General features: G+C 46.1%; 9 protein-coding genes. 6 read left to right on the top strand and 3 right to left on the bottom strand.

Going from position 1 to position 13,204, the window contains the following annotated elements; translation table 11 throughout:
* Positions 1-6: 6 nt before the first annotated feature.
* From JNN12_09925 to JNN12_09900, 6 genes are all read left to right on the top strand, one after another.
* Positions 7-1,992, top strand: a complete 1,986-nt coding sequence (locus JNN12_09925) for a hypothetical protein (protein MBL7978647.1) — start codon at positions 7-9, stop codon at positions 1,990-1,992.
* A gap of 576 nt (positions 1,993-2,568) precedes the next feature.
* Positions 2,569-4,512 (top strand): acetate--CoA ligase, encoded by a 1,944-nt coding sequence (gene acs, locus JNN12_09920; GenBank protein ID MBL7978646.1) that lies wholly within the window; start codon positions 2,569-2,571, stop codon positions 4,510-4,512.
* 294 nt (positions 4,513-4,806) lie between these two features.
* Positions 4,807-5,973: a hypothetical protein gene (locus tag JNN12_09915; protein ID MBL7978645.1), complete on the top strand. Its 1,167-nt coding sequence runs from the start codon at positions 4,807-4,809 to the stop codon at positions 5,971-5,973.
* A 66-nt stretch (positions 5,974-6,039) separates the two neighbouring features.
* Entirely contained in the window at positions 6,040-7,566 is a 1,527-nt protein-coding gene (locus tag JNN12_09910) for an MHS family MFS transporter (GenBank protein ID MBL7978644.1), read from the top strand.
* A gap of 51 nt (positions 7,567-7,617) precedes the next feature.
* Positions 7,618-7,839, top strand: coding sequence for a hypothetical protein (locus JNN12_09905; protein MBL7978643.1), 222 nt, complete (start codon positions 7,618-7,620; stop codon positions 7,837-7,839).
* Positions 7,840-8,144: 305 nt separating this feature from the next.
* Complete coding sequence (locus JNN12_09900) at positions 8,145-10,043, top strand: propionyl-CoA synthetase (GenBank protein ID MBL7978642.1); 1,899 nt, start codon at positions 8,145-8,147, stop codon at positions 10,041-10,043.
* Between the two features lie 622 nt (positions 10,044-10,665).
* Here JNN12_09900 and JNN12_09895 read toward each other — a convergent pair.
* The 3 genes from JNN12_09895 to JNN12_09885 form a co-directional block, all read right to left on the bottom strand.
* Entirely contained in the window at positions 10,666-11,121 is a 456-nt protein-coding gene (locus tag JNN12_09895; GenBank protein ID MBL7978641.1) for a transposase, read from the bottom strand.
* A 656-nt stretch (positions 11,122-11,777) separates the two neighbouring features.
* Positions 11,778-12,743 carry an MBL fold metallo-hydrolase gene (locus JNN12_09890; GenBank protein MBL7978640.1) on the bottom strand — a complete coding sequence of 322 codons (966 nt, stop codon included), beginning with the start codon at positions 12,741-12,743 and terminating at the stop codon, positions 11,778-11,780.
* Positions 12,740-13,204, bottom strand: a complete 465-nt coding sequence (locus tag JNN12_09885; GenBank protein MBL7978639.1) for a DUF1905 domain-containing protein — start codon at positions 13,202-13,204, stop codon at positions 12,740-12,742. Before JNN12_09885 ends, JNN12_09890 begins: the two co-directional genes overlap by 4 nt.

The raw sequence follows: 13,204 nt of genomic DNA, 5'->3' as shown, positions 1-13,204 counted from the left end.
GCCTGCATGATGATGAAAAGAGCCATTGTTTATCTGTATTTACTGACAGCGATTCCGGTATTCTCTCAGTTGAGGTTGGTGCCAGATGCAGCAGGAAATAAGGTTTTTGTGTGGTTAGACCGGGCACCTCGCCAAGACGAGCAATACCATGTTTATCGAAAAACCGGAGATGGAGCCTTTTTGAAACTCACCGATTCTCCAGTAGCGTCGGTTACTTCAGGTACGGAATTGGTTGCAAAAATGGGATTGGCTTTCGAGGGTTTTCGCAAACAGTTAGACGAAACCGATCCGCAGGCTGTGTTCTTACGTTTACAGTCAGATCGATTACGTGCAAAGTTATATGGCTATGCATTACCAGAGTTGGGTCGGGCACTGGGGCAATTATTTGTGGACGAAAAAGCGCCAATTGGGGAAACCGTAACCTATAAAGTGGAATGGATAAACGGGCAAGGGGAACCTCGTGGCCAAGCCATAACCGGAACCGTTCGCATCCGTCCCGAAATTCCACCAGCTCCCGAAAACCTGTCTGTCACGCACGAAGGCCCCCGCGTCACACTACAATGGGATTTCCCAAAATCTACCGATGACATAGCCGATCAAGTGGTGCGATTTGAAGTGCAACGGCAGGAGGAAAATGGTAAATTTGTTGTCATACAAGATGCTTGGCTGCTTCGTGATGCAAACCAGACGCGTCACGCTTTTGTTTATTCAGAAACAGGAAGAGCGCAAATGCTTCGGTTTCGGGTGATGGCTGTAAATGTCGCAGGAACCACAAGTGCAGGGAGCAATGTCTTTCCCTTAGTCCTGAAAGATAATTTACCACCAGAGGTCTTAGAGCAAGTGAAAGTAGTGGTCTCGAAAAAAGGGAATGAAGCAACGGTCACATTTCCTCTTAGTACCGATCCACAATTGGCGGGCTACTTTGTTTATCGGAGTACCCATATCGAAAAGGATTTTGTCCGGATGAACGATATAATGCTGGGGCCGCTTCAAACGATTTATACCGATAAAACCCTTAAAGCGGGTAGTACCTATTATTATCGGGTGACGGTGGTGGATGCGGCTGGAAACGAAAGTAAACAGAGCAATGCCGTAATGGCCGAAAGTTTGGATAACATACCGCCTCGGCCTCCTCAAAACCTAAAAGCAACCATTTCATCAGATCGAAAAATCAATCTTTTGTGGCAAACTCCTGCGCAGGCAGAGGATTTTCTTGCCTATGTACTCTTGCGACGACAAGTGAAAACTCCGCCTGAACTTTTCTCTCAACTCACTACGCGCAATTTTATTGGCAATCAATTTGTGGATGAAGACCTTGCCAAAGGCCAGATATCGGAAGGGGTGCAATATGAGTATGTGGTAACGGCGATGGATAAAAGGCAAAATTTTAGTGATTCTGCGCGTGTAGTATTAGACATTAAGGACCTTACCCCTCCTGACTCGCCTTTGCAAATAACCGCAGAAAATATAGATGGGCGCTATATCTCCGTTTCTTATGGGGCCTCGCTTTCGCCGGATGTAGTCCACTACGAATTGTTTCGCCAGATTGGGAGTGGTCCGTTGAAATCCCTTCAGCGTGTTCGGAGTCAGGCTTTACCGTTCCGCGACGAAGCCGTTACCATCGGAGAAACCTATACCTATTATGTCACCGCTGCCGACGCCAACGGCAATGTGAGTAAACCAATGGTCTCGCAAGCCATCACTTTAAAAGACAATGTACCACCACCCATTGTTCAAAATGTGCAATCTCGCGTGGAGGCGAATGGGGTTCGCATCCGTTGGGAAAAATTACCCACTATAGATATAGCCCGTTATCGGATTTACCGAACGGCAGGATTACCTACTGGGGTTTATCAATTGGTCGCTGAAACCGACGCCGTAACGTCAGAATGGATAGATCCCAAGCCGCCCGAAAAAGGCTATTACCACATTCGGGCATTGGACACCGCTGGGAACGAAAGCCGGGCCTCCCTATTTGTTTCCGGAAAATGAAATATTTGTCTTTTGCTGTTTGCAAATGCCGCGTCTGGTGAAGGGAGATCGCCCTTCAGGATCCAGCATGGGCATAGGTCGCCTTAAATGATCTGCAAGGTCAGTTTTGGCATTGCTCTTGTCTTGGTTTTATGGGATTATTGTTTCATGTCTAATGTCAAACGCCTACCAATCATTGTACGTGGATCGTTCTTGGCGCCTTATAATACAATGGCTATGGAGGCTTCCCATTTTGGAGAAGACTCTTGATTTTGTCGTTTTATGACCGCTTGTCTTAGATTTTCCACCGCTTATACAATTCTATGTGTTGAAATCCTTAAAAAATACCAATTCACTTCAATTTTTTTTCAAAAAATACCATCTTTTTATTTAAATATTGCTATTGAGTAATGTAATTCAAAAAAAAGTGCCTTATCTAGCCCTGATTAAAGAGTGATGACTTGCATAAGGCTTTGATTTGCCATAGTTTTTCGTCAGTGAAAGCGTTTGCATTTGGCCAAAGCCCCAAAAATATTGCACCACGCCAAAAAGAACGAAGTTAATAAATTGCCAAATGGTAATATAAGGAGTAATAACATGGCAGATGAAATGGTATTCAGCCCCGCCCCGGCCTATAGCGAAGCCGCACATGTCTCTTCAATGGCGGCGTATGAGGACTTATACGAGAAATCCGTATCAGATCCCGAGGCATTTTGGGCTAATGTGGCGCAACGTATTGATTGGATTTCTCCATGGACCAAAGTGAAAAACACATCTTATGAAGGTGATGTCCAGATCCGTTGGTATGAAAATGCAAAATTAAATGTGTCGTACAACTGCTTAGACCGGCATTTAGCCGAAAGGGGAGACCAGGTGGCCTTTATTTATGAGCCGGATAGCCCCAATGAACCCGCACAAAGCATCACATACCGAGAAGCACACGAGCAGGTCTCTAAGTTGAGCAATGTGCTGAAATCACTTGGCGTAAAAAAAGGAGATCGTGTTACCATCTATATGCCGATGATTCCGGAAGCAGCCTATGCCATGTTGGCGTGTGCACGGATTGGCGCGGTTCACTCGGTCGTATTTGGTGGGTTCGCACCGGATTCCATCGCTGGCCGAATTCAGGACTGTGATAGCTCTGTGGTGCTTACGGCCAATGTGGGCTTACGGGGCACGAAGGTGGTTCCACTTAAGAAAAATGTGGATATTGCACTCGAAAAATGTCCTTCTGTTCAAAAAGTACTCGTCTTTCATCGTACCGAAGCAGATGTTCACATGGAGGAAGGACGCGACTTGTGGTGGCATGACGAAATGGCCAAAGCCGACTCTGTATGCGAACCCGAAGTAATGGATGCCGAAGACCCACTTTTCATCCTTTATACATCGGGATCTACCGGAAAACCTAAAGGGGTATTGCATACTTCCGGTGGCTATCTAACATATGCTTCCTATACCCATGAAATGGTTTTTGATTATAAAGATGGCGATATTTATTGGTGTACGGCAGATGTAGGATGGATTACTGGGCACTCGTACATTGTTTATGGTCCGCTTGCCAATGGCGCTACTTCACTGATTTTTGAAGGCATTCCGAATTATCCAGACGCTTCTCGGTTTTGGGAAGTGGTTGATAAACATCAGGTTACCATTTTTTATACAGCACCCACAGCCATTCGTGCCCTCATGCGTTTGGGTGATGAACCCGTTAAAAAAACGAGCCGTTCTAGCCTCCGCTTGCTGGGTTCTGTAGGCGAGCCAATCAACCCGGAAGCGTGGTTGTGGTATTACCGCACCGTGGGCGATGAACGCTGCCCGATTGTGGATACATGGTGGCAAACCGAAACCGGAGGTATCCTGATTTCTCCGCTTTCCGGCGCAACACCCCTTAAGCCTGGTTCTGCTACACGACCGCTTCCGGGCGTACGTCCGGCCTTAGTGGACGAAAAAGGGACCATTTTGGAAGGGGCAACCTCTGGAAACTTGGTGTTATTGGATAGTTGGCCCGGCCAAATGCGTACCGTTTATAAAGACCACGAGCGTTTCATCCAAACCTATTTCTCGATGTATCCCGGCATGTATTTCACTGGAGACGGCTGTCGTCGAGACGAGGATGGATATTACTGGATTACTGGACGGGTGGATGATGTCCTAAACGTTTCAGGACATCGCATTGGAACGGCAGAATTGGAAAGCGCATTGGTCGCCCATCCATTGGTTGCAGAAGCAGCCGTTGTGGGTTATCCACACGACATTAAGGGACAAGGGATTTATGCCTATGTAACCCTCAATGCAGATGCCGATCCTTCGGATGCGCTTAAAAAAGAATTAATTGGCTGGGTTCGTAAAGAAATTGGGCCGATTGCAACCATTGACCTTTTACAATGGGCACCCGGTCTTCCCAAAACCCGCTCCGGAAAAATTATGCGACGGATTCTTAGGAAAGTAGCCGAGAACGAATTCTCTAATCTTGGAGATACTTCTACACTGGCAGACCCCAATGTGGTGGAAGATCTCATTGAGAATCGAGCCAATAAATAGAACGAGTACCGTTAAAAAAAGTGGTGATATGATACGAAGCCCGTTTGTTGTGGTAAATGGCGGGCTTCTTTAACCACAGAAGACAATACAAAAACGACTTGCATGGAAAAAGTGTGGCAACGAAACCATGCAAGCCGTCCTTTCAACAATAACGATACACCAAAAGATCGCTCTTAATGTGGCAGGAGCGCTACCCTTTTGTTGTATCCTCAAAACAAAAGAGGATCCGTCATGTTCCCAAAGCTATTTGCCCAGAAGAGGCTTCTTTCTTTTTTCATGTTGATGTGGCTATCAATGCCCATCTTGTTTGCCCAGCAGCCGGGCGTAACTTTTGGTGGTTTTGTTAAGTTTGATGGCATATTGGATAGTCGTCAGGTGGCTTCAGCACGGGAAGGCCATTTGTTGCTATATCCTACTGCAAAGAGCATGAGCAACAATGAAGACCAAAATGCCAATGCAAATTTATTGTTTGCCATGTTCCAAACCCGTCTGTTCGGAAAAATCGCCGCGCCCGATGCAATGGGAGCAAAAGTATCCGGTTATTTTGAAGGCGATTTTTTTGGTGCCTCCGAGGCCACGATTAGCCATTACGTTTTGCGCCATGCTTGGGCCAAGATGGAATGGAAGAAAAAAGAAGTACTGATCGGCCAGACATGGTCACCACTGTTCGGTAGTGTTTTTCCGGGAACGGTGAACTTTAATACGGGTGCGCCGATGCAACCCTTCTCCCGCAATCCGCAGATTCAGTTAGCCCTGAAACCAAGCGCCAATTTTAAATTAGTTGGAACGTTGATGCAGCAGCGGGATGTTTTTGAGACGGTTGGCTTGGGGCGTAAAGCACAGCAAAGAGCGGTATTACCAGCGGCTGTATTGGGATTTCAGGCCAAATCTGGCGACCTGACCCTTGGGGCAGACATCATGCATAAAACCCTTCGTCCGGCAAATCTGGCAGATAATATCTCGACAGGCGCGGCAGATGTTTATCTGAAATTAGATAACAAAAAAGTGACCTTTATGGCCAAAGGTGCATATGGGGGCGATATGAGCGATCATCTTTCCGTAGGTGGTTGGGTAAAGGAAACCGTTAATAATGTCTCTACTTATGCAGCCCTGAATACCACAACTGCTTGGGTGGATATACAAACCAAAAAGCCTACGTCCGTAGGTCTCTTTGCAGGTTACTTGGTTAATAGTGGTGCGTCCGAGGACTTGATCTCAAACTCAACCAAAGACTTTACCAATAATGCACGTGGAAGCAGTATCCTCAATGTTTGGCGGGTATCTCCACGCATCGTACACAATGCAGGTAAACTCCGGTTGGCCCTCGAAGCAGATTTTACGGGTGCGGAATATGGCTCGGGCCGAGATGCCAAAGGCGCACCAACCATTGTGAGCAACAATGCAAATGATGGAGCTGTTATGAACATGCGTCTTTTGGCTGCTGCCTACGTGTTCTTCTGATCTGTCTTTTTTCCTAAGTATGATTCCCTAAAACGAACATTTTGTTCATCCTAAATCCATAAATTCATGTCCTCTTCTCCACATAGCCGTCAAGGCATAAGCACTGTCATTGGGGCCTCTTCGGTAGGAACCCTGATCGAATGGTACGACTTTTATATCTTTGGCTCGTTGGCAGCCATTATCTCGACACAGTTTTTCCCTAAAGGAAATCCTACTGCTGCTCTACTTTCTGCGCTTGCCGTCTTTGCAGCCGGATTTGTGGTACGCCCGTTTGGTGCGCTAGTCTTTGGACGTCTTGGTGATATTGTTGGTCGGAAATACACCTTCCTCGTAACCCTAGTTCTGATGGGGGGATCAACCTTTTTGATTGGCTTGGTTCCCGGATATGAATCCATTGGAATGGCTGCGCCCATTATTGTCTTGGTGCTTCGCCTGATTCAAGGCTTGGCATTGGGAGGTGAATATGGCGGTGCGGCAACCTATGTGGCCGAACACGCGCCAGTTGGAAAAAGAGGGTTATATACCTCGTGGATTCAAACCACGGCAACATTAGGACTCTTCCTATCGTTGGGCGTGATTCTTACGTGCCGGAATGCACTGGGAGTAGAAGCGTTTGAAGACTGGGGATGGCGGATTCCTTTCTGGATTTCGATCTTATTGGTTGGGGTTTCGATCTATATTCGTCTCAAAATGGCTGAATCTCCAGCATTTACCAAGATTAAGGCCGAGGGCAAAATTTCCACAAACCCATTGAAAGAGTCTTTCACCAAGAAAGAAAACATGAAAATGGTTTTGCTTGCGCTTTTGGGTGCAGTGATGGGGCAAGGGGTTGTCTGGTACACGGGTCAGTTTTATGCGCTCTCGTTCATGCAAAACACCATGGCACTTGATACGGCACAGGCTTCATGGATTTTGATTTACGCCCTCGCCTTTGGAACAGGATTCTTTGTTCTTTTTGGTTGGCTTTCGGATAAAATTGGCCGGAAATGGATTATGATGGCTGGTATGCTACTTGCCATTATCTCCTATCGTCCTATCTATACCATGATGTACGACACGGCCGATCTTACCAAGAAAACCGTTGTTGAAGGTAGTGAAAAAACGGATGTCACCAATTCGACCGCCGAAAACGGCAATAAAGTTGAGAAAAAAGTGGTGACCCGTTCCTATACCGATGGAACCAAATTTAAAGAAACCACAACGACGACCACGCCAGCAGGGAGTACAACCGCCGAGAAACCCGTTGTGAAAAAAGCGATTACGCTGCCCTCTGGACAGCAGTGGACGCTCATCTTCCTGATCCTTATCCAGGTTATTTATGTGACAATGGTGTATGGGCCAATCGCCGCATTCTTGGTCGAATTGTTCCCCACGCGTATCCGTTACACCTCTATGTCGCTGCCTTACCATATTGGAAACGGTATCTTTGGTGGGCTGATGCCATTCATTGGAACAGCCTTGGTCACACAGGCAAAAACAGCAGGAACCCCCATGCCGTACCTCGCCGGATTGTGGTACCCCATCATTATTGCAGGGGTGTGCCTGGTAATTGGTGCCCTCTATTTATCCAACAAAGCCGTTGATGAAGAGTGATCTGCCATCAATCTCTGTTTACGTTAAACCTAATTAAATTGGAGAAAAATCATGGATATGATTAAAAAAATCCTCGGTGTCGTCTGGATCGCTCTGGGTCTGTATGCCGGATACGACCGTGTCGTGGACAGTTTTAAGCGCATTGGCGGCGAAACAATGGACGATGTGATCTTTGGGTGGATCATTCTGCTCGTGCTCACGCCCATCATCGTGGGAAGTTTGGTCTTGTTTGGGTATTACTCGCTGACAGGGGAATACAACGAAGAAAGTTAAGTTCAAAAACTTAGTCTTGCGGTGGTTTGCGCTGCCGCAAGGCACAAATTCAATGCAGGGGACGGTGGTGGTGGGTATGGCGTCTTGATGACAATATCTCTCCACCACTGTATTTTCAAAACCTGAATTGCACTATCAGAAATTCAATGCAGGGGAAAAGGCGGTTGTAAAAACAAATCCAACGGTTTTATAACCGCCCATTTTTTTGCAAAACAGATATATTCAATGTAGGGGGGAGGCAGCTATACTATAAGGTGATCGCGCCCCGGTAATGCTGCCTCTTTTTGTGTTAAACCGTTGATATTATGAGTTATCAATCAATATATGATCGCTCCATCCAAGACCCCGATGGGTTTTGGGGCGAAGCCGCAGAAAGCATTCATTGGTATAAGAAGTGGGATCGTGTGTTGAATCGTATGAACCCACCCTTTTATAGGTGGTTCGACGGAGCAGAAACCAATACCTGTTACAATGCCTTAGACCGACATGTAGAAAATGGACGTGCCGATCAGGATGCGTTGATTTATGATAGCCCTGTTACAAACTCAAAAAAAACTTATACCTATCGTGAATTAAGAGATCGGGTGGCAAAATTAGCTGGCGCACTTGGTGTATTGGGGGTGGAAAAAGGAGACCGGGTCTTGATTTATATGCCGATGGTTCCTGAAGCCGTCATGGCTATGTTAGCGTGTGCGCGGATTGGGGCCATTCATTCGGTGGTGTTTGGTGGGTTTGCAGCAAATGAGTTGGCTACTCGGATTGATGACGCCAAGCCAAAGGTTATTGTCTCTGCCAGTTGTGGCATAGAAGTACAACGTATTATTGCCTATAAACCGTTATTGGATGAAGCTATTTCCCTTTCTACCCACAAGCCAAATGCTTGCTTAATCCTGCAACGCCCCCAATTGCAGGCCGAAATGCAAGAAGGTCGCGATGTGGATTTTGAGACGGCTTGTGAAAGTGCCCAGCCCGCAGAATGTGTATCGGTGGCAGCGACCGATCCGCTGTACATCCTTTACACTAGTGGTACTACCGGAATTCCAAAAGGGATTGTCCGCGATAATGGCGGCCATATGGTCGCTTTACAGTGGAGTATGAAGTACATTTATAATGTGCAGCCCGGTGAAGTGTTCTGGGCCGCTTCGGATGTGGGCTGGGTGGTAGGGCACTCTTACATCGTTTATGGGCCGTTGTTAAATGGAAGTACAACCGTAGTATTTGAAGGAAAACCCGTAGGTACACCCGATCCCGGTGCGTTTTGGCGGGTGATCGCTGATCATAACGTATCGGTCTTGTTTACGGCCCCTACCGCCATTCGCGCCATCAAGCGGGAAGATCCCAATGCCACCCATTTGGCAAAATACGATTTGAGCCACTTCCGTACCCTCTTTTTGGCAGGTGAACGGTGCGATCCTGATACCCTGATCTGGTCTATGGACCAACTCAAGGTTCCGGTAATTGACCATTGGTGGCAAACCGAAACGGGTTGGCCTATTTCCGCGAATTGTCTCGGTATCGAGCAATTTGAAATCCGTCCAGGATCGGCGACGAAGCCTGTTCCGGGGTATGATGTGCAAGTACTGGATATTTCGGGCAATCAAAAAGATGTAAATGACATTGGAAATGTGGTGGTAAAACTTCCTATGCCACCCGGATGTCTGCCGACCCTATGGAACAATGATGCCCGCTTTGTGAATTCATATATGACAATGTATGATGGTTATTATCTCACAGGTGATGCGGGATATATAGATGAGCAGGGATATCTATGGATTATGAGCCGAATAGATGACATAATCAATGTCGCAGGGCACCGGCTTTCTACGGGTGCAATGGAAGAAGTATTGGCTTCACATCCCGATGTGGCCGAATGTGCTGTATTTGGGGTGAAAGACGACCTGAAAGGCGAAGTTCCGATGGGAATGGTGGTCTTAAAAGCGGGGGTGATGCGTCCGGCTGAAGTGATCGTTCCTGAATTGGTGAAATTAGTTCGCGAAAAAATTGGGCCAGTTGCGGCCTTTAAACTGGCGACCGTTGTGAAGCGCTTGCCGAAAACCCGATCCGGTAAAATCCTGCGGGGAACCATTAAAAAAATTGCAGATGGCGAGGAATATAAAGTTCCTGCAACGATTGATGATCCTACCATTCTGGAGGAAATCACCGAAAACCTAACACAAATGGGATTTGCACATCCCCATGAGTAAGTAACCGATCAACTAGCCATACCCGGTTAAGCAACGGATATCCAGAGACAGGGCCGACGGGGTGACGGCTCATCTGGGTACACGTTGCTTTATTTTTTAAGTACTTAGTTAAAACTATGCCCTTCAGGGAAAGAATTTATTTGCTACACATCTCTACAGAACGCGAGGTTGAGGATATTACAAAAAGAGAAAGGTTTTATCTTGTGAACAAATCGCAATTGACACAATCATAAAACCTTCCTCCCAACGTACTTACAAGATTAGGACTTTCGCTTGTCAGCAAATTGCTTTGATGGATGGATTTTTAAGTTGTGCACATAAGTATTGAGAAAAGAGTTCTTTACGAACTTGATAAATGGTTTTTCGCATCTGTTTAGTCATAACATGGAGCGAAATCCATGCGTGATAGCAGCATGACAAATGGTTTCTTTGAGAGCAGGCTTTTCGTCATTGGCATTTTTTCGATCCGGTCAATTGTTTGAATCCTCTGTGGAAGTCCTCCACCTGCCACCTGTTTTCGTTCTTGTTCTCAACGACGAACCGGTTTACAGAGGGGGCTGGACTGTTGGTTATCACCCAGTCAATGTCGCCGTTTGTGGCAACCAGCTTGAATAACTTCACCTTAAAAGGGGGGGGGCTTCAATTTGACCCAAATGCCTGGCATAAGCGCCTTTTCATCAAAATCCATATTAGACACCGCCTTATAGCCTGCTTCCCGACTGATACTGACCTGACGGTTGCTTTTCAGTGTGGTGAAAAACGTCCAACCGGCAGCGTTAATCAGCTTCAGATTGCTGACAGAAGCATACCAGGAGTCAAAAAGAATGGTTCGGGCCTTGATGTTTTGGTGAGTGTTCAGGCGTTTGAACATCTCCTGAAAGTGATCATTCTTGCTCTTGCCGTCCGTTTCGGGGTGATATATCCGATAGTCTATCGGCCAAAAATCACCCTCGTTTCCCGTTGAATGAACCAGGTTCACAGGGCCTATGCCCTTTATGAGGCCATGTTCGTTCCCCGAATACTGCCGCGTGACTAATTCTATGAAGTTTCGAGTACCGCTTGTCCTGTACACTGTCATCTAATATGATCACAGAGTTCTCATCATCTTGGATGTGACTGCTTACTACATTCCATAGTTCGGTCGGGGTAAACTTCGACTGACGCAAAAAATCACTGACAACATCATGACTTACTTGATCTTTATGCTCCGCCATATTCGTACATGTATAATTGTACGGCGTACTTAATAAGTACTCTATGTAGTCTTTCTTCGTTATTATCACGCTAAACTATGCAATTTTTTTCGCAAGCGAAAGTCCTAAAGATAAAGAAAGTTTTCTGGTAAATCTATATATTAAAGTAGATGATTTAGTACAAAGTTACTAAACATGATTACAACAACATTGTTTGCCTATTACGCTAAATCCGGCTTCCAACAAATCAATCAAAGCCTTAAAGGGGTCTGAAATGGTGCGCCGTACATTACGGCTTCATAAAAAACCCTCCCATTGCGTCAAAAATGCTGTTTTTCTACTCCCGTTGGCCTCAACCTCACGTTACTTTAGATACCCCAGTAATCTTTTTTAATTTAGTTATTTGTTTTTATTAGATTTAGGATGTTTTCAAAAACGATAGGGGGTGGTAATGTTCATACAAGTTTTATTCATACAAAAGCTATGTCCTTGTTCATCAAAAGGTGCCAAACTATTGAGTATGGTTAAAGTAGAAAGATTCCTAAAGGGAGAAAAGTTGTAATTCTTCGGCAACCCCAAAACCTGCGCGAATGACTTCTTTTCGTGCTTGAGCATCACGTAGCAAGGGGTTGGTGTGATTAAAATGGATAAAAACCACTTTTTTACGTTCCCGAGTCGAGGCGTTTTTTAGCAAGGTCATCGTTTGAGCGACAAAGGGGTGTGGTACCTCGCTCATATCTCGGTTGGGCAGTTCTCCATTCCGGAAAAAGGTTCCATCTAAAAGTGCTGTTTGAACCTCCTTCAGTTCTGTAGATAAGGAGCGCTCCCATTTTTCCCATTTGTCTATATCTGGAATAAACAACAGTTTACGGTCTCCATGCTCAATGCTGAAACCAACGGTCTCGCTATACTCATCTCGGTGCGGCACGAGGATGGGGCGTACCTGTAAACCAAGGCGAAGAACGGTGGCCGTATCTTGTTTGAGGGGATTTAGTCGGATGTTTTGCAGGGCAATCAATTGTTGCCAAGGGCCATTTGCGGCAAGAAAAACCTTCATTTTAGGCATTGCAAAAACAGGAATCTCCTTTGCGCCCATTACTTCACGGCCCAGATGCATGAGTCCGGTGTAGTGCCCAATGTGGGCATGGGTCAAAAAAATACCATCAGGTAACCACGGTTCACTTTTTTGTAGTTGGGTTCGTAGTCGCTGTAGTTGTGCTGGAAAATCGGGTGTTGCATCAAATAAATAGGCTTTTCCAAAAGCAGGATCCACCAATGCTAGGGATGTCACCAATTTCCGTGTGGCCTTTCCTTGCCAGAAGGGTTTGCAACATTGCTTTTCACAACCCGCTTGTGGATAACCCGCATCTTGGGCAATGCCTAAGACCATGACGTAGGGCCGAGGGGCAGGCAGGAAAGCCACTCCTAACGAGAAAAGAAGCCCAGCCACAAGGCAAACCGAGAGGCTTGTCGTTCGTATTTTGGTGCGGAGCGCGTAAGGAATCACTTTAATCGTTCGCCAAGTTCAATTTTTTCAAGGGTTTTAATAATTCTATTTTGCCGTGTAGATGCACGTTTTGCACCTTCGATCCAATCAATATATTCCTTTTTGTGGCTGTAGGCCAAGGTATTGAACCGTGTCAGTGCTTCAGGCTTTAGTTTAAGGGCAAGGTCCAGATCAGCCGGAATTGTTACCTCGCGAAGACCCGAATCTGGTTCTAACTCCACTTGCACAAAGTCACCTTTTTCTTTGCCAATTTTTTCGCGTAAAGCCTGTTTAATGACAAGAAAATGGGTTCCATCGCCGCGTGGCATGAGGGTCCCTGCAAACTCCACCTCATCTATGATACCCCTAACTTTAAATTGAGACCGAACACCATACGTTTCTTCCACACTAAAGGGCATCACGATAAAGGTCCATGTTCCAGGATCTTCCGGTCGGATCAATTCTGCCGTGAATGTGTGCAT

It is taken from the genome of Bacteroidetes Order II. bacterium, assembly GCA_016788705.1.
Lineage (GTDB): Bacteria > Bacteroidota > Rhodothermia > Rhodothermales > UBA2364 > UBA2364.
The sequence above is the reverse complement of the archived record's forward strand: the minus strand, read 5'-3'. Positions and strand labels throughout refer to the sequence as shown.

What these genes read in the sequence shown, in the direction of transcription:
- JNN12_09905 (MBL7978643.1), top strand. Translation starts at nt 7,618, where the DNA reads ATGGATATGATTAAAAAAATCCTCGGTGTCGTCTGGATCGCTCTGGGT.
- JNN12_09925 (MBL7978647.1), top strand. Translation starts at nt 7, where the DNA reads ATGATGATGAAAAGAGCCATTGTTTATCTGTATTTACTGACAGCGATT.
- JNN12_09885 (MBL7978639.1), bottom strand. Translation starts at nt 13,204, where the DNA reads ATGCACACATTCACGGCAGAATTGATCCGACCGGAAGATCCTGGAACA.
- JNN12_09895 (MBL7978641.1), bottom strand. Translation starts at nt 11,121, where the DNA reads ATGACAGTGTACAGGACAAGCGGTACTCGAAACTTCATAGAATTAGTC.
- acs (MBL7978646.1), top strand. Translation starts at nt 2,569, where the DNA reads ATGGCAGATGAAATGGTATTCAGCCCCGCCCCGGCCTATAGCGAAGCC.
- JNN12_09910 (MBL7978644.1), top strand. Translation starts at nt 6,040, where the DNA reads ATGTCCTCTTCTCCACATAGCCGTCAAGGCATAAGCACTGTCATTGGG.
- JNN12_09915 (MBL7978645.1), top strand. Translation starts at nt 4,807, where the DNA reads ATGCCCATCTTGTTTGCCCAGCAGCCGGGCGTAACTTTTGGTGGTTTT.
- JNN12_09900 (MBL7978642.1), top strand. Translation starts at nt 8,145, where the DNA reads ATGAGTTATCAATCAATATATGATCGCTCCATCCAAGACCCCGATGGG.